The sequence below is a fragment of the Stenotrophomonas sp. SMYL8 genome (assembly GCF_036320065.1).
GTDB lineage: Bacteria > Pseudomonadota > Gammaproteobacteria > Xanthomonadales > Xanthomonadaceae > Stenotrophomonas > Stenotrophomonas maltophilia_A.
The window spans coordinates 28890-51809 of sequence record NZ_JAWIRR010000031.1; the positions used below are offsets into that span (position 1 = coordinate 28890).

The window sequence follows — 22920 nt, forward strand, 5'->3', positions numbered from 1 at the left end:
CGTAGAGTCGAGCTTGCTCGACTGCTTCTGGCCCACACCGCAGGAGCAGTCGAGCAAGCTCGACGCTACGAGGTCACCGCCCGCGCAGGAAGAACGACACCGGCACCATCACTTCCACCGGGTCGCCGGCCACTTCGGCCGGCGGCGCCGGTACCGGGCTGGCCCGCTGCACGGTGTCCAGCGTCTCCTGGTCGAGCAGCGCGAGGCCACTGCTGCGGCCCAGTTTCAACCCCGAGACCGCGCCATCGCGGGCAACCGCAAAGCGCACGTAGACCACACCCTGCTGGCGCAGCCGCTCGGCCTGGCGCGGATAGCGGCGGTGTTTCTGCAGGTGCCCGAGCAGGCGTCCTTCCCAGGTCGCCTCGGCACGACTGCGCTCACCCGCCGTGGTCTGCGGTGCGGTGTAGCGTGTAGCCGCATCAGCCGCCACCTGCGGCGGTGCGCTGGTCTGCGCGACGTTGGCGTCAGCGGTGTCCGGCGACGGCGTCGGCTCCGGTGTACGCGGCGGCGGCAGGTCACCCTGCGGCTGCACCGGCGCCTTGGGTTGTTCACGCAGGGCCGGCGTCGGCGCCTGCCGCTGTTGTTGCTGCTGCAGCGGCCCGGTCGCGACCTCGCGCGGCGGCACCGGCGGTGCCTGTGCCATCGGCGCCAGTTCCAGCATCAGCGCCGCAGGCGGAACCGCAGCCGTCAGCGCCGGCGCACGGGCCGCCCACCAGCAGGCCGCGCCGATCAACAGCGCATGCACCAGCAGCACGATCGCCAGGCTGGTCGCCCAGCGCCGCAGTCCACTCATCGTGCGCCCTGCTCCAGGCCGACCAGTGCCACCTTCAGGTAGCCGGCCGCGCGCAGCGCATCCAGCGTGGCCATCAGTTCGCCATAGGGCACACGGGTATCGGCACGCAGGAAGATGCGCTGCGTGGTGTCACTGTGAGTGGCCGCCTGCAATGCAGCCGCCAGGCTGTCGCGCGCCACGGCCTGTTCACCAACGCGCAGCGACAGATCGGCCTGGACGGTCACGTACACCGGTGCCTGTTCCGGCGGCGTGGCACTGGCATTGCTGGCCGGCAGCTGCACCGGCACCGACACGGTGGCCAGCGGTGCGGCCACCATGAAGATGATCAGCAGCACCAGCATCACGTCGATGAAGGGCGTGACATTGATCTCGTGTGCTTCTTCCGGCACATCGTCGCGGTCGGACGCGGTCCTGATCGCCATCGACGCGCCTCAGTGCACCGCACGCAGCGGCGCCGCTGCGGTACGCGGAACGGCACGATCGAGATCGCGCGAGACCAGTTGCTGCACAGCCGCGGACAGATCGCCGAGCAGACCCCGCAGGCCGGCCAGCACACGGCTGAAGTGGTTGTAGACCAGCACGGCGGGAATCGCTGCGACCAGACCCAGCGCGGTCGCCAGCAGAGCCTCGGCGATGCCGGGCGCAACCACCGCCAGGTTGGTGGTGTTGCTGTGCGCGATGCCGATGAAGCTGTTCATGATGCCCCACACCGTGCCGAACAGGCCGACGAACGGCGCCACCGCGCCGATGCTGGCGAGCACGCCGATGCCGCGTCGCTGCACGCGCGCGGTTTCCAGTTCAATGCGGTCCAGGCGCGAGGCCACGCGCTCCTTGATGCCGTCGCGGCTATCCAGTTCCTGCGACAGGCGCAGTTCGGTGCGCGCTGCGTCCAGCATGGCGAGTGCGGTACCCTGCTGCATACTGGCGTCGGCGCTCTCGCCGGGCAGGCTCGGCGCCTGCAGCAGCAGCGCACGCGCTGCGCGCAGCTGCCGTGCCTGGCGGGCCAGTTCCCAGCCCTTGGCCAGCAGCACGGTCCAGGTGGCCAGCGACGCCAGCGCGAGCGCGATCATCACCGTTTTCACCACCACATCGGCGGCCAGGTACATGCCCCACGGGGTCAGTGCAGGAGCAGCCACGGGGGCCAGGTCAGCAGGCAGCATCGTCTCGTTTTCCATCAGCATCAGGGGTCGCTGCACGGCGGCGTACCGTGCGCGGATCATTGGCGTCGTCCACTTCCACGACCGGGTTGGGCTCCAACCGCGGTGCGGGCCGACTGAGCACGTAGCCGGCGCTGACCGCGAAGAACAGGCCCACGCCCAGCAGCAGCCGCCAGGACGGATGTGCGCCCCAACAGAACAGCGCGAAGCCCACCGCCATGCCGGCGCTGGCAAACGCCTTGCCCTTGCGCGACACCGCGCCCTGCTCACGCCACAGCCGCAGTGACGGGCCGTAGCGCGGGTGCGCCAGCAGGCGTTGCTCGAACTTCGGCGAACTGCGCGCGAAGCAGCCCACGGCCAGGATCAGGAAGATGGTGGTCGGCATCACCGGCAGCAGCGCGCCGATCACCCCGAGGCCGACCATCACCCAGCCCAGCGCGAACCAGAGCCAGCGCATCAGCGTTGCGCCGATAGGCGGGAGGCGTGCATCAGGCGAATTCCACTTCAACGTGACCGTGCACGCTGCGGAACGCTGCATCGGCCGCATCGATCACCTGCTGCTCCTGCTCGGCGCTCAGCGGCACCGCATCCAGCGCAGCGGTGAATTCACGCCAGTGGCGCGCCGCGCCATCCGGGTGTGCGGCCAGGTGGCGGGCGCCGAAATCACGATCCAGGCCGAGCTTGGCAGCCATCTTGTACAGAATGGTGCCGCCGAGATTGGAGCCTTCGGCCACATACAGCCACCCCAATGCGGCGGGTAGCTCCAGATCGGACGGCAACGCCGCGATGTCGGCCCCCGGCAGGGTCTGCTCCAGATCCTGCAGGTCGCGCGCCACCTGGGTCAGGCGGCGGCGCTCGCCCAGGTCCGGCAGCAGTGCATCCAGCGCAGGGTTGGCATACAGCGCATCGATACTGCGGTGGAAGCGATACTGCACGCGCAGGAAACGGGCGAAGTTGCTGCGGTCGGCGAAGATGTCGCCGGCCATGATGCGCTTGTCCAGCGCGCCATGGCTGTCGCGGGTGGCGGCCTTGAGCCGCAGGCTGCGGCTGTCTTCAGGGGCGATGTGTGCGTTCATGGGGGGTGCCAAGGGGGTCGTCCTGCTGTAGACGTTCGCCACGGGGCTTTCCCCAAGGCCATGTGCACCGATAATGGCGTATCCCTTCTTCCCGCAGGAACCGACGATGATCACCACCGAACCGCGCATGACCAACCTGTTCCTGCAGCTGGGCCTGGATGCCAGCGCCGAGGGCATCGCCCGCTTCATCCGCGAACACCAGCTGGCCACCGATGTGGAAGTGGTCGAAGCGCCGTACTGGAACGATGCCCAGCGCCAGTTCCTGTCCGAGTCGCTGCAGGCCGATGCGGCATGGACCACGGTGGTGGATGAGCTGAACGAGTCGCTGCACGAAGATGCCGTGAAGGCGGCGACCGGGCTGTAACCGGCCGGAGGAAGGCGCCGGGCATGGCCCGGCGCTACCGTTGTCTCCCGCTGGGGTCAGAGCCCTTTCTGCAGGAAAGGGATCCGACCCCGACGATCAGTACTTCCAGGTCAACGCCAGGCGCGCGGTGCGGCCCGGGGCCGGCATCACGCCCAGGGCAAGCGGGTCCAGGTAGTAGCGGTCGGTCAGGTTGTCCACGCCGGCTTCCACCGACAGCTGGTCGTTGAAGCTCCAGCTGGCGAACAGGTCGACCAGGGTGGTCGGCCGGTACAGCTGCTGGATCGCCGACAGACCCACGTTCCAGTCCTTGTCCAGCTTGCTGATCGGGCCGGCGTTGTGGACCACGCGGGTGCCGAACGTCAGGCGCTCGTCGAACAGGCGCGAGCCCAGGGTCAGGTTGACCATGTAGCGCGGCGGGTTCTGGGTATTGGTGTACGAGCCCTCGAAGCCGCCGTCCACGCAGTTGGGCGTGTTGGCCAGCTCATCGTTCCTGCGCTGCGCACCATAGGCACGGCGCTCGGCGGCGATGTCCGGCGCGCAGGTCTTGGCCTTGAAGTAGTAGTGCGCGGACAGATCAGCAAATACCTTGCCGCTGTCATAGCTGGACTGGAACTCCATGCCCGAGACCTTGAACTGGTCGACGTTGCGGATCAGGCCGGCCGAGAGCGTGCGGTAGTCACGGGTGATCAGGTCGTCGATGCGGGTATCGAAATACGCCAGCTTCAGCGCCAGGCGGTCGCCGGCGGTGAACAGGTCATAGCGGATGGTGCTGGCACCGATCTCCCAGCTGCGCGCACGCTCCGGCTTCAGCTCGCCCACCGGCTTGGCGGCGGTGAACAGGCCCAGCGTGGTCTCGAACAGGCTCGGCAGCTTGGTGCCTTCGGCGTACTTCACGTAGACCATGGTGTCTTCGCTGAAGCGGTAGGCCACGCTGGCGGTCGGCGAGAACGCAGTGTCACGACGGCGGATCGGCTGCGACCAGCTCCAGCTGACCGGCACTTCCAGGTCCTGCGCCTTGCCGGCGTCGTAGAAGTTCCAGCCACCGATGTCGCCCACCGTGCCCTTCTTGTACGGTGAAGCCAGCAGCGATTCCTGGGTGAAGTTGCCGTTGGCATCCGGATACCAGTTCAGCAGCGCGATGCGCTTGGCCCGCCACGACGGCAGCGCCGGGTTGCCATTGAGCAACTCGGTGTAGCGGTACTGGCCCTGCACCTCGTAGGCATCGGGCGTGGCCAGGCGGTTGCGGTCATGCACATCCACGCGGTTCCAGCGACCGCCGGCCAGCAGTTCCCAATGCTCATCGGGCTGCCACTTCAGCGAGGCCACGGCACTGTATTCCTTGCGCTCGGCGTTGCGCAGGAAGCGGTTGTTGATCAGGTCATCGTGCATGACCGGCCCCGAGCTGCCAGGTGCAATGTCCTCATCGCTGTAGGACAGGCCGTAGTCGAGGGTGAATGCACCGGCGTGTGTATCGAACTTCGAGGTGTTGCTGGCATCCAGGCCGAAGCGCTTCTGCCGCAGCGGATTGCGGTAGGCATCCTTGTAACCGGGGTCGCCACTGAAGCTGGGCGCGTCGTACCACTCGGTGCGGCGATCGAAGTACCAGGGGGTGATGCCGGTCAAGCTGTTGTACATCACGCTGTCGGTGTCGGTGTACGTGGCGTTGACGCGCAGGTCGACCAGCTCGCTGTCCGGGTTGAAGCGATAGCGCAGGGTGTAGCTGTCCATGTCGACGTGGCCCGGGTCCCATTGCGGAATGCGGTCACGATCCACACGGATGATCTGCGAGGCCATGATCTCGCCGGCGGTGCCCTCGTAGCGGCGGTAGCCCGCTTCCAGGGTCTGTGCATCGTCGATGCGCCAGGTGCCCTTGAGCAGCGCCGACTTCGAGCGGGCCGAGGTATTGAACACCTCGGTACGCGGCGGGTTCAGCGGCGCCAGCGTGCGCCGGGTCTGCGGGAAGTCATCGTAGCCATGCTTGCCGGAGAAGTAGTTGCCGTTGTCGCGGTAGGCGTAGGCGGCAACCAGATCGAAGCGATCCCAGTGTCCCGCAGCGGCCACATTGAAGAACTGGCTGCCGGTGGCGCTGCGGTCGGTACGCGGCGCGGCGCTGTAGGACGGCAGGTTGTTGGCGCTGTTGTTGGCCAGGCCGCCACGCACGCGCACGCCGAAGTCCCGCCCTTCGCGCAGCACGTCACCGATCTTCAGCGTCTCCATCTCGACCACGCCGCCGATGCCACCGGAGGCGTTGGCCTGCAGGCTCGGGCCCTTGGTGATGGTCAGGCTGGAAATCAGGTCCGGGTCGAGGTAGGTGCGCTGCGACTGGCCGGCATAACCACGGTAGGTATCCATGCTGGACTGGCCACCGTCGATGATCACCGGCACACGGCCCTGGCCCTGGATGCCACGGATGTTGACGTCGAAGCCGTTGCCCACGCGCGGATCACCGGCGGTGACGCCAGCCACGCCCTTGACGATGTCGCCGTTGGAGGTACCGCGGAATCGCTCCAGGTGCGTGCGGTTGAGCGTGGTGGTGGAGCCAACGCTGCGATAGCCGTCGAGCAGGCGCGCCTCGTCGCTGGTTGCGCCGCTGTCGATACGGTCGCCGGCCACGCTCAGCGTATCGGTGACGATCACACCGCTGTCGGCCTGCGCCGACGCTGCCGCTTCCAGGGTCACCGCATCGGCACTGACCCGGCGCACCGCCAGGCCACTGCCCTGCAGCAGGTGCTGCAAAGCCTCGCTGGCCGACAAGCTGCCGCTGACCGCACGCGAGGTCACACCCCGGGCCAGAGTGGCCGGGTACACGACCTGCACGCCGGACTGGCGCATGTAGCTGCGCAGCGCCTCGTCCAGTGGCTGCGCGGGGATATCGAAGCGCTGCACGGCAGCGTGGTCACCGCTGGCATCCTGCGCGAGTACGGAGGGCGCGGCGCTGGCCAGGCCGGCCGCCAGCAGGGCGATGCACAGGCGGGACGGGCGCGGCATGCGGCCCGGACGATGGAAATCGAACATGGGGGAACCTGTCAGGTAATCGGTGCCGCGGGCGCGGCGACATCCGCAACACGGGCGGACACGGCGACGTACTGGCGGCGGCGGGTACGTTCGCGGAGTAAGACGGATGAAAGCGTGGCAACCCCAAGAGCGATTTGCGGCCGCGGCAGGTGCCGACCGTGGGTCGGCTGGTTGCAGTGGTGGGTGCCAACCGTTGATAGGCTGCTTGCAGTGGTGGGTGCCGACCGTTGGTCGGCTGCTTGCAGTGGTGGGTGCCAACCGTTGGTCGGCTGCTTGCAGTGGTGGGTGCCGACCGTTGGTCGGCACAGGGACGGTCATCCACGCATGGCGTGGATCTACTGCACGATGGCGACGCCGAATGGAAGACGAGTAACCCGAAAACCTGCTGTTGCCGCCAACGCATCCAGCGCCTGCTCCGGGCGATCGATGCGCAATGCTGCACTGACGGCCGGCAGCTGCGACAGATCGCCACGCACGAAGGTCGGGCCAGCGCGATAGCGCCCGACCCATTGCACGGCCTCGGCGACGCTGGCCTGCTCCAGCAGCAGTTCACCCTGCCGCCACGCGCCGACACTGTCGGCCGCCACATCTCCCAGACGCGTCACGCCACTGCGCTCGCCATAGACCGCACGCTGTCCCACCTGCAGGTAGGTCCAGCCACCGTCGGCCGGGCTGGCCACGCGCACCCTGCCCTGTCCGACCTGGGTTTCCACCTGATCGTTGTCGCGTGCGACGGAGAACGCGGTCGAGATGTCCTCGACCACGCCATTGCCCGCGCGCACGCTGAAACGCCGCTGGGCGTCCGGGCTGACCTCGAACCAGGCGCGCCCGCGCAGCAGCTCGATCCGGCGTGCATCGGCATCAAACCGCACGGCGATCGCGCTGTCCGCATCCAGCACGGCTCGACTGCCATCGGGCAGTTGCACGTTCTGCACGACATGCGTACTGCGATGGTCGGCCTGCAGCCGCAACCAGGCCTCCGGCCATGCCACCAGCATCGCCAGCGCAGCTGCAGCGGCCATTGCCCAGCGCAGCCGCCGCGGGCGCCGGCGCTCGGCCGGCCGGGCCTGCGGGCGTGGTCCGACGCTGCGCCACAGCGCGCGCTCGTGCTCGAAGGCCCGACGGTGCCCCGGCTGTGCCAACCAGCGTTCGAACTCATGCATGCGCCCCTCGCCGATGTCACCCGAGGCCAGCCACGCGATCCAGCCCCGGGCCTGTTCGGCCAGGGCATCGTCATTGGCGGCGGGCAGCGTGTTCGGCGGGCTCATCGGCTGGCGGACAGGCGCATTCAAGCGCGGGCGGAGGAACTAGACCGCATCCGCGGTCCAGTGATCAAGACGTTTCAGCGAGGGCCAAACCCAAGGCGGGGCGATCATCGGCCGCTGCGCGCCCAGGCCAGGCGTTGCAGCGCCGTGCGCACATGGTTCTCGACGGTAGTCACCGACACACCCAGACGGCGTGCGATCTCGGCCTGGGTCAGCCCCTGCAGGCGGTTGAGCCGGAAGATGGTGCGGGTCGGCTCCGGCAGGTGCCCCGCCGCGTCAAGCACCCGCTGCAGCTCGTCCTGTGCCATCGCCTGCTCTTCGGTCGAGATCACCTCGTCCGGCCCCCACAGGTAGTGGTCGGCCAGCAGACGGTTGCGCCGGGTCGATTCGCGGCCATGGTCGGTGGCCAAGTTGGCGGCCAGCCGGTACAGATAGGCGCGCGGGTTGTCGATGGCCTGGCTGTCGTCGACGCCACGTGCCTTGAACCACACCGCCTGGATCACGTCTTCGGCGCCGTTGTCGCCCCCCAGGATGCGTTGCACCCGGCGCAGCAGCGCGGGCCGCTCGCGGATCAGCAGTTCGGTGAGGGAGGCGGCATTGGAGGACATGCGCGGAACCGGGACGACAGACGGAAGGCGCCGCGCATGCTACTCCGTTAATGAGAATCAGTCACGTTCGCATCAATGGATGCACCCGGTCAGCCCGTCATAGACGCTCTGCGAGGTCCCCGGCAGCGGGTCATGCAGTGGATCGCGGGCGGCGAGCGCGGCATGGAAGGCTTCCACCGGGGTTCCCGCACCCAGCGGCAGGCGGCACAGCCAGGTCGGCTGCCGTGCCCTGATCGCGCCATCGTTGCGGGACACCTCCAGATCGCTGGCGGCGAATGCCCACAGGCATTCATGCACGGTTCCCCGCACCGCATCCACCGAACAGCGCAGGCGCAGGGCGCGGATATCGCTGTATTCGCCCTCGCAGAAGGTGTCGCCACAGATGGCATCGAAGCCATGCTGCAAACGGCCTTCCAGGGCAAAGAAGCGGTCCCAGTTGGCCTCCTGGTGCGGGTAGTCGATCAGGTCGACATAAGGGGACGCCTGTGCCAAAGGCGCAACCAGCAGCATGCAGGTCAGGCCAAACGGCAGGGCAGACACGTTCATGGGCAGACTCCTTGGGAAGGTTGGTCCAGCCTGCGCTCCCATGCCGGCCGCCCCCATCAGCCAATCCCGGCCTGCCGGGTAGGCCCCCGCCCCACAGCGCCGTCGGCCCCTCCCTCTGCACAGCGCCCGGCAAAGGCATAAAATGGGGGGCTATCCGTCTACATCCCCCACCTGGAGCACGACCATGGGTCTGGAACTCGTCTCGCCCGGCAAGAACCCGCCGGAAGAAATCAACGTCATCATCGAGATCCCGAAGGACTCGGAGCCGGTGAAGTACGAAGTGGACAAGGAAACCGGCGCGATCTTCGTCGACCGCATCCTGTCCACCCCGATGCGCTACCCGTGCAACTACGGCTACGTGCCGAGCACCCTGTGTGGCGATGGCGATCCGGCCGACGTGCTGGTGGTGCTGCCGCTGCCGCTGGTGCCGGGCTCGGTCGTGCGCTGCCGTCCGGTCGGCGTGCTGAAGATGAGCGATGAGGCGGGCAGCGACGAGAAGATCCTGGCCGTGCCGGTCTCGAAGATCTTCAGCGGCTATGCGCACGTCGAAGACATCGCCCAGGTCTCGAGCCACTGGCTGGAGCGCATCGGCCACTTCTTCGAGCACTACAAGGACCTGGAGAAGGGCAAGTGGGTCAAGCTGGACGGTTGGGGCGGCGCCGCTGAGGCCAAGCAGATCCTGATCGAGGCGCACCAGCGCCATCTCGACAGCAAGGCCTGAGCCTGAACCGGATCGCTCCGGCGGCACCCCGCTGGAGCGATGCGGGTCACGTTTCATGACGACGGCACATCACACGTGCCGCCGTATTAGGTAAATTGCGTCACTTCACACGTCGTCGACATCCATCGTCGAGACAGCCAGGGGAATGTGTCGTGCGTATTCTGCTTGTTGGGGATGCAGCCAGCCTGCCGGCCGAGCTGACCGAATTCATTGCCGATCTTGGGGAAGACTGGCAGCCGCTGACCGCCACCGATGGCCAGACCGCGATGACCGCGGTGGCCACGCAGGGCGTGGATGCGGTGATCGTCTGCCCGCAGCTGCCGGATCTCAATGCCACTACGCTGCTGGGCCAGATCCGGACCTTGCGCCCGGAAACCATCCGCATCGCGCTGATCGATGCCCAGCACGGCAACCGGCCGCCGCCGGCACGCCTGATCGGTGTCGCTCACCGTTTCCTGCCGTTGCCACTGGCACCGGAAGTGCTGCTGGAAGCGCTGACCAGCCTGGAAGAGCTGCGCGAAGTACTGGACAGCCCACGCCTGCGCGATGCCATCGGCCGTATCGAGAAGCTGCCCTCGCCGCCGCACCTGTACCTGAGCCTGACCCAGGCGCTGGAGCATGACGACGACGCCGACAGCGCCGACGTCGCCAAGCTGGTGGCGGCCGACCCGGCCATTGCCGCGAAGGTGCTGCAGCTGTCGAACTCGGCGTTCTTCAGCCAGGGACGCACCATCGCTGACCTGCGCACGGCCGTGACCCGCCTGGGCCTGTCGACGCTGCGCGACCTGGTGCTGGCCAGCGAGGTGTTTTCCGCACCCACGTTGTCCACCGCCGAACGCAATTCGCTGCAGCAGCGCGCCCTGCTCGCCTCGCGCCTGGCCGCGCGCCTGCTGCCCGAATCCAGTGCCGAACTGGGCGCGACCGCCGCCCTGCTGGCCGACATCGGCCTGCTGCTGCCCGGCGTACGCAACGAGCGCAGCGAACCGTCGCTGGCCGGTGACACCCGCCCCGGCCATGCAGAGGCCGGCGCCTACCTGCTGGGCCTGTGGGGCCTGCCGATGCCGATCATCGAAGCGGTTGCCTTCCACCTGCAGCCGCAGCGCGCCAATACGCGCAGCTTCTGGGTGACCGGTGCGGTGCATGTGGCGCTGGCGCTGGTCAACGGCGATCCGGTGGATGAGGACTACCTGCAGCGCGCAGGTGTGCTCAACAAGCTGCCGCAGTGGCGCGAGCATGCCAATGCGTTGATGGGACTGGTGCCGAGCGAGGCTTGAGCGACCGCTCCGCACAGGTGCAATCCGCCCGAAGGAGTCTGATCCAGTTGGGGCCGGCCATCGACACCCTCCAACGGCTCAGCGACGTCCGATGTCATGCGTCGGATGTGCTTCATCTGTCTTGAATGCTCGGACGATGGATGGGCAGAGTACTGTTACCGCAATGCAATGCTTGATGGGCCACCCAACGAAAAAGGGAAGGCCCAAGGTGGGCCTCCCCTCTCTGGATCAACAACGGCCCACTTGATCGTCATTCATCCATTCACTGCTGGAAACGCAGAATTCCGCTCAACGCGGACGGCACACGATCCATTCCCTGCTCTTGCGATCACACACGCCACCATCCACCGGAAGACCCGGATAGCCTGGAAGGTTCACTGCAGGGCGTGCGACGGGCGGATTGAATGCGGGATTGTCCAGGTCGAGCACGCTGGTCAATTTCGCGATCAGCGTATCGATGAAGGACGGATCTTCCTGGGCAGATGGCGCAGCCATCGCCGTTGCCGAAAGGCTCAACACACTGCTGAACACCACTGAACGAACGAATCTGACAGTCTTCACAGCAAATCTCCTTATCTGATGTGGGCGTCCCGATCTTAGGCCCGCCTGCAGCAGACGCACACGGCAGGCACGGATCACTCCGTTCCACCGCTGCTGGAGATCGATCCTTGATGGCAGTAAAAGCAAAGAGGGCGGACCTTGCGGTCCGCCCTCCCTGTATTGCTATCGCACTTCGAACGATCAGAAGCGCTGGGTGTACTTCATGTACAGGAAGCGACCGACGTCGAAGCCACCGTAGTAGGCGAAGCTCGAGTTCGGCGCCGAGTACTGCAGCGCACCGCGGTGATCGAACACGTTGTTCGCACCCAGGGCGATGGTGGCATCCCACGGAGCCTTCCAGCTGACCTGCACGTCGTGGAAGGTGTTGGAGCCGGTGTGGCGCAGCGGATCCGGCTCACCATTGGCGTAGTGGTTCGGGGCGTCGCACCATGCGTCGTCGATGCAGCTTTCCTTCATGCCCGAGTAGTAACGAGCAGTCCAGTTGACACCGAAGTCACCCAGCTCCCAGTTCACGCCCAGGTTCGAACGGACGCGGAACAGGCCCGGCTCACCAACGCGACCGATGGTGATGTTCTCACCCTTCTTGTTCTGGCCGGCTTCGTCGTACTTGGCCAGGTAGCTGGTCTGCCAGTCGATGCTGAACTTGCCGATCGACAGTTCCGGCAGGCGGTACTTGACACCCAGGTCGTAGCCTTCGGTCTCCATCGAGCCGAGGTTGGCCAGGCCGTAGGTCAGCGCCTCGATATGGCCATCGGCTGCACGGGTGACGCCTTCGCAGCGAGCTGCGTTGCCCAGCACGTAGCAGTCACGCAGGATGCGATCAACGCTGTCAGCGATGATCATGTTCTTCAGCTCGTAGCGGTACCAGTCGAGCGAGATGTCCAGGCCCTGCACCCAACGCGGGCTCCAGACCAGGCCAACCGTCTTGCTCTTGGAGGTTTCCGGCTTCAGAGCCGAATTCGAACCGCTGACGAACTGGTCCGGGGTCGCGCACGGGAAGGTGCTGCAAGGCGCGAAGCCCTGGCCGACCTGCACGTAGTTGGCCGGCACGCCAGCCCCGGCGCAGGCAGCATTGCCAGCGACGTTGCCCGGCGAGGTCGAACCGCACGGATCGGTGTAACGCTCGAAGCTCGAGTTGGTGCCGCCGTACAGATCGTCGACGGTCGGCGCGCGGAAGCCTTCTGCGTAGGTACCGCGGACCAGCAGCTCTTCGATCGGGCGCCACACCAGGCCGAACTTCGAGTTGATCGTGTCACCGAAGTTGCTGTAGTCGGAGTAGCGGCTGGCGACGTTGAAGGTCAGTTCCTTGGCAAACGGCAGGTCCGACAGGATCGGCACGTTCAGTTCCAGGTAGAACTCATCCAGCGAGTAGTTGCCCGAGGTGGTGGTCGACGCCAGGCCGGTCGACTGGCCCGACTGACGGAAGGCGTCCGGCACGAAGCGGCCTTCTTCCTTGCGGTGCTCGTAGCCCATGGCCACGCCCAGGTCACCGGCCGGCAGCTCGAACAGCGAACCGGACAGGTTGGCGGTGTAGCTGGTGGTCTTGGTCACACCGGTGTCGGTGTAGGTCGGGAACAGGAAGTTCTGCAGATCACGGTCGGCAAGCGAGCCCTGGCCGTTGACGCCATACGGCAGCAGCGGGTTCCACGGACGGCACTGGCTCAGCGGGATCGGGTTGGCGGCGGTGCCGCACTGGGCAACACCCTGGCCGTTGATGAACGACTTGCCAAGTGCCTGCTCGGATGCGATCAGGCTCATGTCGCCGTAGCCGGTCTTGGTCAGCTCATTGCGGTTCCACAGCGCGCCGACGTCCCAGTCCCAGGTCTTGCCGGCGAATTCGAAGAAGCCGCTCAGGCTCGGCGCGAAGCGCAGGGTCTTGAGGTCGCTCTTGGTGGTACGCGGCACTTCCCACAGGCGGCGACGGAACTCGACGTCCTGACCGATCGGGTTGAACGCGCTGTCCTTCGACAGCGGGGTACCGAACGACAGCGACTGGTACGGGTAACCCGCGATCTGCTGGTCGGTGGTGCGCTGGTTGTACAGCACGTCAGCATTGAAGGTGATCGAGTCGGCCAGATCGTAGCTGCCGTTGACGTACACGGACTTACGCTCGATGCCGGTCTGCACCATCATCTGCTGGTTGGCATTGGAGTACTCGGCCGGGGTCAGCTGGTGGTAGTCGGCCGCATTCTTCGGGTCACCGCCCGGATTCAGGGTCATCCACTCCGGCTGCGGCTGGCCTGCAGCGCGCGGCTTGCAGTCGCCCCACACGCGCGGGTCGCACCAGGTGCTGTTCTGGCTCAGCGGGCTCCAATCACCGGAGGTGGTGTTCGGGCCCAGGCCGCCGTCGCGGCTGAACCAGCGATCCTTCGCCCACACCGGATCCTGCTTGGAGTATTCGGCCGACAGGGTCACGCCGCCACGCTCGCCTTCGGAGCCGAGGGTGAACGAGTAGGTGTTGGTGTCGCCGTCGCCGCGGCCGTACTGGCCGACGTAGACGCTGGCTTCAGCACCGTCGAAGCGCTTGCGGGTGATCACATTGACCACGCCGGCGATGGCGTCCGAACCGTAGATGGCGGAGGCGCCATCCTTCAGCACTTCGATGCGCTCGACGGCGGCCATCGGAATCTGGCTCAGATCCTGGTAGCCGGCAGTGGTCGCGCCCAGGCGCTTGCCGTTCATCAGCACCAGGGTGCGCTGCGCGCCCAGGTTGCGCAGGTCGACGTAGTAGCCGCCAACGTTTTCGCCGGAGGACAGCGAGTCCGCACGGGAAATGGCCGGCGAACCTGCCGAGGTCAGGTTCTGCAGGACATCGGCGACGGTGGTGTAGCCCTGCTTTTCCAGGTTCTCACGGCTCAGGGTGAGGACCGGCTGCTGGGTCTCCATCGAGGCGCCGCGGATGCGCGAGCCCGTGATTTCGATGCGATCCAGGGTGGTCGCATCCTTTGCTTCCTGTGCAGAAGCAAAGGCGGGCGTCAGCGCCAACGCAATGCCAGCCGGCAGAAGGCCCAGCCGCACTGCGGGATTACGAACGTTCATCTATCTCTCCAAGGTACGTGTTAGCAGCGTGTTAAAACACCCCAGCACGTTACGATTGCGTTGCAGCGCTGTATTTGCGCGAACCAACCGGAGACTTTGCAGATTGTGGCGGCAGCAAGCCGCCGTTCTCCCTGAAGCGCGATGCGGACTGGCCGTAGCGGGCGCGGAACGCACGCGCGAAGCTGCAGCAGTTGTCGAAGCCACTGGCTGCAGCAACTTCGCCGACCATCATGTCGGTGTCACGCAGCAGGTCGGCAGCGCGCTCAAGGCGCAGCCGCGCCGAAAGCGACTGCGGGCTTTCCTCGTACAGGCTCTGGAAGGTCTTGGAGAGATACCAGCTGGAGAAGTTGGTCAGCTCGGCCAGTTCACCGATGCGCACCACGCGGTGGCTGTTGCCTTCCAGGTACAGGCGGGCGCGCTGCATGCGGCCGAACACCTGGCGCTTGCGGCTGCGCGAGCGCCCCGGGCAACGCTGCACGTTGTCGGCCAGCCCACGCTGCAGGCCCGCCAGGTGCAGCAGCAGCGGGCGCAGTGCCTGTGCCGGCTGGCCACTGGCAAGCGCATCGCGCCACAGGCGCAGCGCAACGCGGGCATCGCCACGGTTCATGCGGCCACGCCCGGCATACAGACCGCAGTCGGCCATCTCGGCCAGCACGCGCAGCGCTTCGACCGTCAGGTTCAGGCCAACGCACAAGCCGTTGCGACCGGCCTGCACCAGCGGCCGCGACTCCTTCTCGAAGGCGATCCACTCGCCCTGGCGCAAACGGAAGCGTCCTTCCTTGGCTTCCACCCAGGAGCTGCCGCGCACCTGCATCCACACAGTGAAGCTGCTGCCTGCGGTCTGCAGGCTGCCGAGCCGGGCCACGCCCAGGCAGGTCGGCGCAGCATCGTCGAGCGACCGGTCCAGAGAGACGGTTTGGCCGCGATCGGCCAGCGAGAGTTGACGCATGGGGGCACCACGGATTTGCCTAGTACAGGCCTCCGTTTTGCCAAATCAGGCGGCACCACGTCAGGAAAGTCAGACGAGATCGCCACGAATTCGCGGCGAGGTCGCCACGAAGAAATTACGAAGGCCCATTTCCGTTGAACAACAACAACTTGGAGAACGCCGGAAGCAGCGTCGGCGAGCGCTCGGGCAAACGCATCACACCGATGTCGGCACCGTCGCTGACCGCCATTGCCACGAACAGCGTGCGCCCATCGGCGCCGGCACTCAGCCCGTTGCCGGCACTGAGGCGTTCCGCATCCAGGCAGCGTTCCGGTTCCTCGCGCCCGGCCTGGATCAGCACCAGTGTCGTACCGCAGCGGGTGGACGTACCGAGATAGCCGATCGCACTGTTGCCGGCCACGGTCCAGGCCCGGTACCGCCACCGGCTGGGCTGGTCATCGCTGATCTGCTGCACGCTGCCTGGCGCCAGCGCCGCATCCACCGACCACAGGCCGCCTGCCGCCAGGCGGGTGAACAGCACACGCCCGCTGCTGCGATCGAACCGCGCCTGAGACACGCCCTCGATGCTGGCAAGGCGGCGCCAAGGCTGCACGCTTCGATCAAACAGGCTCAGCCGGGTCTGTTGCTGGTCATCGCGCTCGACTACCAGCAGCTGGTCCGGGTTTGCGCCGTACAGTGCCTGCAGAGGCTGCTCCGACGGTACCGGCAACGGCTGGACGCGTTCGTCACGTGGGGCGATCTCATAGACCACCGTGCGTCCGTGTTCGTCGCGCCCCACCACCAGCAACCGCCGGCTGTCGGCCGACCAGTCCGGTGCCTGACGTGCTTCAGGCCGCAATCCTTCGATAGGCCGCAGCGAATCGGGGCGCTCCATGTCCGCCCACCACAGCGCGAAGCTGCCTGAACGATCGGACGTGAACACCAGTTGGCGTCCATCCGGCGCCGCCATCGGCTGCCCATCCCGACCACTGGATGCAAACAAGCGCTGCGGGGGGGAACCGCCCTCCATCGGCACCTTGAAGATGCCGAACTGCGCGCGGCGGTGAACGAAGGCCAGCATCCCCGCGCGGCGCGCCGTCGCCGGCCATTGTGCGTCGTCGAGCCCGGCGTCGCGCAGCGTGCGGCTCTCGACGTCCAGGTAATACAGGCGCACCTCACTGTCGACACGGCGTCCAAACACGATCGTCCGGCCATCACGCAACCAGGCCCAGCCACGCAGCTCAGCGGCCTCGTTGGTCAGCTGCTCGGGCGTGCCACCTGCGGCCGGCATGCGCCACAGGTCGCCCAGCTGCGGATTGCGCACGAATACCAGCCACTTGCCATCAGGCGAGTAGCGCGGCGCATAGTCGAAGTCATCCTCGGCGACACCGTAGTCCAGCGCCTTCCATTGGCCACTGGCCAGATCAAGCTTGCGGATGCCGCGATGGGCATAGCGCCCCACCATGCTGCCGAACACCAGACCACGGCCGTCCGGCGTCCAGTCGAAACTGAGCAGCTCGGTGCCATCGCACCGTGTGGCCTGGCGCAGGGCACCACCGGTCGCGCTGGCGATCAGCACCTGGCAACCGCCGTTGTTGCTGAACCGCGCGAAGGCGATCTCGCGTCCATCCGGCGACCAGCTCGGGAAGCGATCGACCGAGCCGGCCGGCGGAGCCAGCAGCTGCCGCGCAGGCGCGTTGCCGGAGGTCTGCACCTTGATCGCGCCACCGCCCTGCCCGTCTTCGTTGGCGCCCTCATAGGCCACCAATGAACCATCGGGTGAAAGCGTGGGATAGGTTTCAAAGCCGCTGGTCGCGGTGATCAACCGATAGGGACGCTGCGGGCTGCCGATCACGCGCGTGCCGTTCTCCACGGCCGCGTCCACAGCTGAACTGCTGGCCGGTGCCCGCCGCAGCAGCAGCGCGGTCAGCACCACCACCGTGGCCAGCATCAGCACGCCCAGCACCAGCAGTACGCGCCGGCGGACGTGGCGCCAGCGGCGGCGCGATGCCTGCACGTGTGGCGGCATCACCTCGGCGATGGCCATCGCCGGTTGCATGTCCACGATTTCGTCATCGGCTCCTGCGGGCGGCGCCGGCTCGACATCGTCCAGTACCTGCACCGGCACCAGCAGGCGATAGCCGGTCTTGGCGATGGTCTCGATATAGGCCTGGCCGTTGTCGTCGTCGTTGCTGAACGCCTTGCGCAGCTGGGTGACGGCCTGGGTAAGCACATCATTGGTCGGCAGCGTGTCCGGCCAGACTTCCGCGAACAGTTCATCGCGGGTGACAACACGCCCCGGCTGGCGCAGCAGCACACGCAGCACGCCCAGCGCCTTCGGCGTCAGCCGACGCGGGCGACGCGCACCCACGACCTCGACTTCGCGCGAGGACAGAGTGACAGTGCACTCTCCTATCCGGATCCGATCGAATCCGGGGGGCTGGTTTTCACTGCTGTTCATTTTCCGCTACACAGTAGAGACAGGTCCGGGGCAGCGTTTGCCTTCGATACCCTCCCGTCCTGGGAACAGCAAAAAGCCAGACTCCGCACAAAGCATCGGCGCATACCGCAAAAACAATGAAGCGGGCGAATACTAGCCTATGCGGGTTACCTCGCCTATCGCGTGGTCGACATCCAGGCTCTCTCTCGCCGACGCATTCACATAATCTGCAGCACCATTCGCGCCCTGCGGGGCGCGAAATTTTTATCTGGCGTTCATTTTCACATGCGCCGCAGCATGGTCAATCCAACCAGTCGCGAAACCACCAAAGCTACGTACATCACGCCTGAAAACTGCTCCAGCATGACCAAGGCGCGCGCCTGCGGATGCAGTGGCACAACGTCGCTCAAGCCAACACCCGAGAGCAAACTGAAGCTCAGATAAAGAAGCTCCATCCAGGTGCGCTGCGCGCCACCACCGGTGCCCTGGAAACTGCCCGGATACCATTGCTGGCACACGGCGAAAGCAAACGCGAAGGCCCACGCCAGCAACGTGAATGTCGCACCTGCTGCGAACAGTTCATCGCGGGTGACTTTATGGTCCTGGAGCATGTAGGCGATGAGCGCACCGGCCGTATAGAAGTACAGCAGGCTTTCCAGCAGCTGCGCGGTGGTCAGCAGCGCACTGCGATCCAGCAGTGCGCCGGCCAGCGAGAACACCACCGAAGGAATGGCCAGCAGCAGTGCCAGCCAGGTGCCCAGCGGACTGCGCTGGACCACCCACAGCGCCAGGCCGAGTACCGCCATGCCGAACATGCCCAGTGCCGCACGGCCGCCGGCGGTGTCATCAAGTGCGGGATACAGCAGCACCGCGATCAACTGGGCACCCAGCAGCCAGGCCGAAGGATGGCGGCGGGCAATGGCCAGCCAGCGGGTGGTGATGGCAACGGGCATGGCGTCCTTCCCCAGGGTGATGGGCGGAGGATAGCCGGGAGTGGCGTGATGAGCGGTAGTGCCGACCAATGGCCGGCACTCTCCCCGGCCCCACGCACGACGGAATGCCGGCCAACGGCCGGCACTACCCGTTACACGTCAGCCCTGGTGATAGACCTCGGCGCCGGCGGCGCGAAACTCCTTCGACTTCTCCTTCATGCCGGCCTCGGCGTAGTCGCGCACGTCCTGGGTGATCTTCATCGAACAGAAGTGCGGGCCGCACATCGAGCAGAAATGCGCCAGCTTGTGCGCATCCTTCGGCAGGGTCTCATCGTGGAATTCCTTGGCCTTCTCCGGATCCAGGCCAAGGTGGAACTGGTCTTCCCAGCGGAACTCGAAGCGCGCCTTGCTCAATGCGTTGTCGCGCACCTGCGCACCCGGATGGCCCTTGGCCAGGTCGGCTGCATGCGCGGCGATGCGGTAGGCCATGATGCCGTCGCGTACGTCCTGGCGGTTGGGCAGGCCGAGGTGTTCCTTCGGCGTCACGTAGCACAGCATCGCCGTACCGAACCAACCGATCATCGCCGCACCGATCGCGCTGGTGATGTGGTCGTAGCCCGGTGCGATGTCGGTGGTCAGGGGGCCCAGCGTATAAAACGGCGCTTCGCCACACTCGCGCAGCTGCTTGTCCATGTTTTCCTTGATCAGCTGCATCGGCACGTGGCCGGGGCCTTCGATCATGGTCTGCACGTCGTGCTTCCAGGCGATCTTCGTCAGTTCGCCCAGCGTCTCCAGCTCACCGAACTGCGCCGCGTCGTTGGCATCGGCGATGCAGCCCGGGCGCAGGCCGTCACCCAGCGAGAAGGTCACGTCATAGGCCTTCATGATCTCGCAGATCTCTTCGAAATGCGTGTAGAGGAAATTCTCCTTGTGGTGCGCCAGGCACCACTTGGCCATGATCGAGCCACCACGGCTGACGATGCCGGTGACCCGCTTGGCGGTGAGCGGCACATAGCGCAGCAGCACGCCAGCGTGGATGGTGAAGTAGTCCACGCCCTGCTCGGCCTGCTCGATCAGTGTGTCGCGGAAGATCTCCCAGGTGAGTGCTTCGGCGCGGCCATCGACCTTCTCAAGCGCCTGGTAGATCGGCACGGTACCGATCGCCACCGGCGAGTTGCGGATGATCCACTCGCGGGTCTCATGGATGTGCTTGCCGGTGGACAGGTCCATCACCGTGTCACCGCCCCAGCGGATCGCCCACACCAGCTTCTCCACCTCCTCGGCAATGCCCGAGGAAACGGCGCTGTTGCCGATGTTGGCATTGATCTTGGTCAGGAAGTTACGGCCGATGATCATCGGCTCGCTTTCCGGATGGTTGATGTTGTTGGGCAGCACCGCGCGGCCACGCGCGATTTCATCGCGCACGAACTCCGGCGTGATGATCTTCTGGATCGAAGCGCCGAACGCCTCGCCCGGGTGCTGCTGCAGCAGCCCGGCATCGCGGATCGCGTCCAGCCGCTGGTTCTCGCGGATGGCGACGAATTCCATTTCCGGCGTGATGATGCCGCGGCGCGCGTAGTGCATCTGGGTGACGTTGGCACCTGCACGCGCACGGCGAGGCAGGCTGCGCGCGGGGAAGCGCACCGCATCGAGCTTCGGGTCATGCTCGCGATCGCGACCGAACGAAGAGCTCAGTCCTTCCAGCCGCTCGGTATCACCGCGTTCTTCCACCCAGCCGCGACGCAGTGCCGGCAAACCAGCGGACAGATCGATGCGCACCTCCGGATCGGTGTACGGGCCCGACGTGTCGTAAACGGTCACCGGTGCATTCTCTTCGCCGCCGAACAAGGTCGGCGTGCGGGTCAGCGCGATCTCGCGCATCGGCACCTGCAGATCCGGGCGTGAACCGGGCACGTGGATCTTGCGCGAGCCGGGAATGGGCCGGGTCACGGATTCGGAGAGTTGCTGGGCCTGTTGCTGCAGGGCGGAGAGCTGTGCGTTCATCGGGCATCGTCCAGGAAGGTCAGGGACGAAGCGGCGGCGCACTGCTGCCGCGCCCGGACGGTCCTTGGGCGGAGTCCGGGCATGGCTGCACTGCAAAGCTTCCCTACGCCGGTATGAGCCGGATCAGGTTCCAAGGGACTGTCTCAACCGTGGCCACATGGCCGCGGTACCCCCGCTTCTTGGTGTGCATTAGAGCATAGAACGCACTGCAGCTCCTGGCTGTTCCATCCACGCACGGCGTGGATCCGCTGTTTCTGTATTAACAGAACCGTGACATCGCATTCAGTAACGTGCACGCGCATCGTGCCGCTGCGGCCGGTGTTTCCCCGCCGCCTTCGCGGCCCCTGCCCGGTCTGTGCTGCATGTCGCCGGCCCCTCGCAGCAAGCTCTGCTCGCTCCCCTCAATCCCTTGATCGGAGAAGCTCCTTCATGGTGTTTCGCGTTTCCATCGCACTGGTTCTGCTTCTGGTGCTGCTTGCCGGTGTTGCACCGGGCCCCTTCAATGCCGTGGTGCAGAGCATCCTCGGTGAACTCATCCGCGGCATCGGCTGGCTGTACCTGCTGGTCGTGTTCCTCGCGCTGGTGTTCCTGATGTATCTGGCCTTCGGTCGTTTCGGCAACCTGCGCATCGGTGGCGAAGACGCTGAACCGGAATTCTCGCGCGCCAGCTGGATGTCGATGCTGTTCGCCGCCGGCATGGGCATCGGCCTGGTGTTCTGGGGTGCCGCCGAACCCATCTCGCACTTCAGCAAGCCACCGGAAGGGCTGGCATCTGAAAGCATGGATGCCGCGCGCGCCTCAATGCGCTATGCGTTCTTCCACTGGGGCCTGCACCCGTGGGCCATCTATGCGCTGATCGGCCTGGCAATGGCCTGGTTCCAGTTCAACCGCAACGGCCGCGGCCTGGTCAGCGACATGCTGCAGCCGATCATCGGCCGCCATCACCGCGGCTGGATCGGGCGCGTGGTCAACATCGCCGCCGTCGTCGCCACCGCGATTGGCGTTGCCACCACGCTGGGCTTCGGCACCATCCAGATCGCGGCCGGCATGGAGCGTGTGTTCGGCCTGCACGCAGGCGTTCCGCTGCAACTGACCGTCATCGCAGTCGCGTTCGTGCTGTACATGGCCTCCACGCTGAGCGGTGTCGAGCGTGGCGTGAAGTGGCTGTCGAATTTCAACCTGGCGCTGGCCGCTCTGCTGCTGGCGCTGGTGCTGGTGCTGGGCCCCACCGGCGCGATCTTCAACACCTTTACCACCACGCTGGGCTCGTATCTGAACCAGCTGGTGACGATGAGCCTGCGCATGTCACCGTTCTCGTCCAGCACCTGGGTGGCCGACTGGACGATCTTCTACTGGGCCTGGTGGATTTCCTGGGCACCGTTCGTCGGTTCGTTCATCGCCCGCATCTCGCGCGGGCGCAGCGTGCGCGAGTTCGTCATCGGCGTGGTGCTGGCGCCAACGCTGCTCGGCTTCTTCTGGTTCTCGGTGTTCGGCGGCACGGCGATCTGGATGCAGATCTTCGGCCAGGCCGATCTACTGCAGGCACTGGGTAATGGCTATGAAACGGTGCTGTTCACCATGTTCGACAGCATGCCGCTGCCGTTGCTGCTGTCGTGCATCGCGCTGGTGCTTCTGATGATTTTCTTCGTGACCTCGGCTGATTCCGCAGTGTTGGTACTGGCGAGCATGTCCACCGATGAAGCCGGCGATCCGCCGCCCAAGCGCAAGCTGGCCTGGGGCGTGGGGGTTGCGTTGATCGCCGGTGCGCTGCTGCTGGCCGGTGGCCTGGACGCGCTGCAGGGCGTCATCACCATCGCGGCGTTGCCATTCGCGCTGCTGATGGTGCTGGTGATGGTGTCGCTGTACCGGGTGCTGGACCAGGAGTACACGCGCGAGCGGCGGCAAGCGCAGCGCCAGCGGCACATGATCGATGCGTGGATCGCGCGCGAGATGGCGGCGCAGGAGGAGACCCAGGCGGAGGCCGCACGCGCGCAGGATTCGGATTGAGAGTGTTTTGCAGCCTGCGGCTGCACTGCTTCTTTCAGGCAACGGCAACGGCAACAGCAACAGCAACTTCAACAGCGGCTCTGGGTTGCTGCTGGTTTGGCGGGTCGGTGTGGGCTGGCAGGACACGCCGTAAACCCGTCCATGGGGGCTCGATGGCGCCATCCATGGCGCCAACGGTCCTGCCAGCCCA

At 66.1% G+C, this 22920-nt stretch carries 19 protein-coding genes and 1 riboswitch; of the genes, 4 read left to right on the forward strand and 15 right to left on the reverse strand.

The window, feature by feature from the left end; genetic code table 11:
• Positions 1-73: 73 nt before the first annotated feature.
• Genes V3B25_RS18775 through V3B25_RS18795 form a run of 5 tightly spaced genes read right to left on the reverse strand, consistent with a single transcriptional unit; the run spans position 74 to position 3026 of the window.
• A complete protein-coding gene (locus V3B25_RS18775; RefSeq protein WP_329811296.1) occupies positions 74-793 on the reverse strand; it encodes an energy transducer TonB in 720 nt (239 codons plus the stop codon).
• Positions 790-1215 carry a TonB system transport protein ExbD gene (exbD, locus tag V3B25_RS18780; protein WP_107431600.1) on the reverse strand — a complete coding sequence of 142 codons (426 nt, stop codon included), beginning with the start codon at positions 1213-1215 and terminating at the stop codon, positions 790-792. Before exbD ends, V3B25_RS18775 begins: the two co-directional genes overlap by 4 nt.
• A gap of 9 nt (positions 1216-1224) precedes the next feature.
• A complete protein-coding gene (gene exbB, locus V3B25_RS18785) occupies positions 1225-1953 on the reverse strand; it encodes a tonB-system energizer ExbB (protein ID WP_107431601.1) in 729 nt (242 codons plus the stop codon).
• The gene (locus V3B25_RS18790) at positions 1940-2407 is read right to left on the reverse strand and encodes a YbaN family protein (protein ID WP_134951976.1); all 468 of its coding nucleotides are present in this window, start codon (positions 2405-2407) and stop codon (positions 1940-1942) included. The genes exbB and V3B25_RS18790 overlap by 14 nt, the downstream gene beginning before the upstream one ends.
• Positions 2408-2438: 31 nt before the next feature.
• Positions 2439-3026 carry a biliverdin-producing heme oxygenase gene (locus tag V3B25_RS18795; protein WP_049400694.1) on the reverse strand — a complete coding sequence of 196 codons (588 nt, stop codon included), beginning with the start codon at positions 3024-3026 and terminating at the stop codon, positions 2439-2441.
• Positions 3027-3132: 106 nt separating this feature from the next.
• On the opposite strand from V3B25_RS18795, the gene V3B25_RS18800 reads away from it, so the two are divergent.
• Positions 3133-3390: a DUF2789 domain-containing protein gene (locus tag V3B25_RS18800; RefSeq protein ID WP_006390068.1), complete on the forward strand. Its 258-nt coding sequence runs from the start codon at positions 3133-3135 to the stop codon at positions 3388-3390.
• A 96-nt stretch (positions 3391-3486) separates the two neighbouring features.
• Here V3B25_RS18800 and V3B25_RS18805 read toward each other — a convergent pair whose 3' ends face one another.
• The 4 genes from V3B25_RS18805 to V3B25_RS18820 form a co-directional block, all read right to left on the reverse strand.
• Entirely contained in the window at positions 3487-6405 is a 2919-nt protein-coding gene (locus V3B25_RS18805; RefSeq protein ID WP_329811299.1) for a TonB-dependent receptor, read from the reverse strand.
• 335 nt (positions 6406-6740) lie between these two features.
• Positions 6741-7673, reverse strand: coding sequence for a FecR domain-containing protein (locus tag V3B25_RS18810; RefSeq protein ID WP_049421735.1), 933 nt, complete (start codon positions 7671-7673; stop codon positions 6741-6743).
• 104 nt (positions 7674-7777) lie between these two features.
• Positions 7778-8278 (reverse strand): RNA polymerase sigma factor, encoded by a 501-nt coding sequence (locus tag V3B25_RS18815; RefSeq protein WP_014038389.1) that lies wholly within the window; start codon positions 8276-8278, stop codon positions 7778-7780.
• Between the two features lie 72 nt (positions 8279-8350).
• Positions 8351-8824 (reverse strand): hypothetical protein, encoded by a 474-nt coding sequence (locus V3B25_RS18820; protein WP_049421737.1) that lies wholly within the window; start codon positions 8822-8824, stop codon positions 8351-8353.
• A 184-nt stretch (positions 8825-9008) separates the two neighbouring features.
• On the opposite strand from V3B25_RS18820, the gene ppa reads away from it, so the two are divergent.
• Both ppa and V3B25_RS18830 read left to right on the forward strand, forming a co-directional pair.
• Positions 9009-9545 carry an inorganic diphosphatase gene (gene ppa, locus V3B25_RS18825; protein ID WP_005410935.1) on the forward strand — a complete coding sequence of 179 codons (537 nt, stop codon included), beginning with the start codon at positions 9009-9011 and terminating at the stop codon, positions 9543-9545.
• 152 nt (positions 9546-9697) lie between these two features.
• Entirely contained in the window at positions 9698-10819 is a 1122-nt protein-coding gene (locus V3B25_RS18830) for an HDOD domain-containing protein (RefSeq protein ID WP_049421739.1), read from the forward strand.
• A gap of 288 nt (positions 10820-11107) precedes the next feature.
• Here V3B25_RS18830 and V3B25_RS18835 read toward each other — a convergent pair whose 3' ends face one another.
• The 6 genes from V3B25_RS18835 to thiC all read right to left on the reverse strand — a co-directional run bounded on the left by V3B25_RS18835 (position 11108) and on the right by thiC (position 20723).
• Positions 11108-11380 carry a hypothetical protein gene (locus V3B25_RS18835; RefSeq protein WP_152905196.1) on the reverse strand — a complete coding sequence of 91 codons (273 nt, stop codon included), beginning with the start codon at positions 11378-11380 and terminating at the stop codon, positions 11108-11110.
• Positions 11381-11560: 180 nt separating this feature from the next.
• The gene (locus tag V3B25_RS18840) at positions 11561-14419 is read right to left on the reverse strand and encodes a TonB-dependent receptor (RefSeq protein ID WP_049400560.1); all 2859 of its coding nucleotides are present in this window, start codon (positions 14417-14419) and stop codon (positions 11561-11563) included.
• A gap of 49 nt (positions 14420-14468) precedes the next feature.
• On the reverse strand, positions 14469-15368 hold the full coding sequence (locus tag V3B25_RS18845; RefSeq protein ID WP_032128400.1) for a helix-turn-helix transcriptional regulator: 900 nt from the start codon (positions 15366-15368) through the stop codon (positions 14469-14471).
• A 115-nt stretch (positions 15369-15483) separates the two neighbouring features.
• Positions 15484-17808, reverse strand: coding sequence for a winged helix-turn-helix domain-containing protein (locus V3B25_RS18850; RefSeq protein ID WP_329811306.1), 2325 nt, complete (start codon positions 17806-17808; stop codon positions 15484-15486).
• A 260-nt stretch (positions 17809-18068) separates the two neighbouring features.
• The gene (locus V3B25_RS18855) at positions 18069-18740 is read right to left on the reverse strand and encodes an ion channel (RefSeq protein WP_032128402.1); all 672 of its coding nucleotides are present in this window, start codon (positions 18738-18740) and stop codon (positions 18069-18071) included.
• A gap of 138 nt (positions 18741-18878) precedes the next feature.
• On the reverse strand, positions 18879-20723 hold the full coding sequence (thiC, locus tag V3B25_RS18860) for a phosphomethylpyrimidine synthase ThiC (RefSeq protein ID WP_049421745.1): 1845 nt from the start codon (positions 20721-20723) through the stop codon (positions 18879-18881).
• A gap of 82 nt (positions 20724-20805) precedes the next feature.
• Positions 20806-20907: riboswitch (TPP riboswitch) on the reverse strand.
• A gap of 245 nt (positions 20908-21152) precedes the next feature.
• Between thiC and V3B25_RS18865 the strand changes: the two genes are divergently transcribed.
• Positions 21153-22730: a BCCT family transporter gene (locus V3B25_RS18865; protein ID WP_329811308.1), complete on the forward strand. Its 1578-nt coding sequence runs from the start codon at positions 21153-21155 to the stop codon at positions 22728-22730.
• The last annotated feature ends 190 nt before the right edge of the window (positions 22731-22920 follow it).

What these genes read in the sequence shown, in the direction of transcription:
- V3B25_RS18775 (WP_329811296.1), bottom strand. Translation starts at nt 793, where the DNA reads ATGAGTGGACTGCGGCGCTGGGCGACCAGCCTGGCGATCGTGCTGCTG.
- exbD (WP_107431600.1), bottom strand. Translation starts at nt 1,215, where the DNA reads ATGGCGATCAGGACCGCGTCCGACCGCGACGATGTGCCGGAAGAAGCA.
- exbB (WP_107431601.1), bottom strand. Translation starts at nt 1,953, where the DNA reads ATGCTGCCTGCTGACCTGGCCCCCGTGGCTGCTCCTGCACTGACCCCG.
- V3B25_RS18790 (WP_134951976.1), bottom strand. Translation starts at nt 2,407, where the DNA reads ATGCGCTGGCTCTGGTTCGCGCTGGGCTGGGTGATGGTCGGCCTCGGG.
- V3B25_RS18795 (WP_049400694.1), bottom strand. Translation starts at nt 3,026, where the DNA reads ATGAACGCACACATCGCCCCTGAAGACAGCCGCAGCCTGCGGCTCAAG.
- V3B25_RS18800 (WP_006390068.1), top strand. Translation starts at nt 3,133, where the DNA reads ATGATCACCACCGAACCGCGCATGACCAACCTGTTCCTGCAGCTGGGC.
- V3B25_RS18805 (WP_329811299.1), bottom strand. Translation starts at nt 6,405, where the DNA reads ATGTTCGATTTCCATCGTCCGGGCCGCATGCCGCGCCCGTCCCGCCTG.
- V3B25_RS18810 (WP_049421735.1), bottom strand. Translation starts at nt 7,673, where the DNA reads ATGAGCCCGCCGAACACGCTGCCCGCCGCCAATGACGATGCCCTGGCC.
- V3B25_RS18815 (WP_014038389.1), bottom strand. Translation starts at nt 8,278, where the DNA reads ATGTCCTCCAATGCCGCCTCCCTCACCGAACTGCTGATCCGCGAGCGG.
- V3B25_RS18820 (WP_049421737.1), bottom strand. Translation starts at nt 8,824, where the DNA reads ATGAACGTGTCTGCCCTGCCGTTTGGCCTGACCTGCATGCTGCTGGTT.
- ppa (WP_005410935.1), top strand. Translation starts at nt 9,009, where the DNA reads ATGGGTCTGGAACTCGTCTCGCCCGGCAAGAACCCGCCGGAAGAAATC.
- V3B25_RS18840 (WP_049400560.1), bottom strand. Translation starts at nt 14,419, where the DNA reads ATGAACGTTCGTAATCCCGCAGTGCGGCTGGGCCTTCTGCCGGCTGGC.
- V3B25_RS18845 (WP_032128400.1), bottom strand. Translation starts at nt 15,368, where the DNA reads ATGCGTCAACTCTCGCTGGCCGATCGCGGCCAAACCGTCTCTCTGGAC.
- V3B25_RS18850 (WP_329811306.1), bottom strand. Translation starts at nt 17,808, where the DNA reads ATGAACAGCAGTGAAAACCAGCCCCCCGGATTCGATCGGATCCGGATA.
- V3B25_RS18855 (WP_032128402.1), bottom strand. Translation starts at nt 18,740, where the DNA reads ATGCCCGTTGCCATCACCACCCGCTGGCTGGCCATTGCCCGCCGCCAT.
- thiC (WP_049421745.1), bottom strand. Translation starts at nt 20,723, where the DNA reads ATGAACGCACAGCTCTCCGCCCTGCAGCAACAGGCCCAGCAACTCTCC.
- V3B25_RS18865 (WP_329811308.1), top strand. Translation starts at nt 21,153, where the DNA reads ATGGTGTTTCGCGTTTCCATCGCACTGGTTCTGCTTCTGGTGCTGCTT.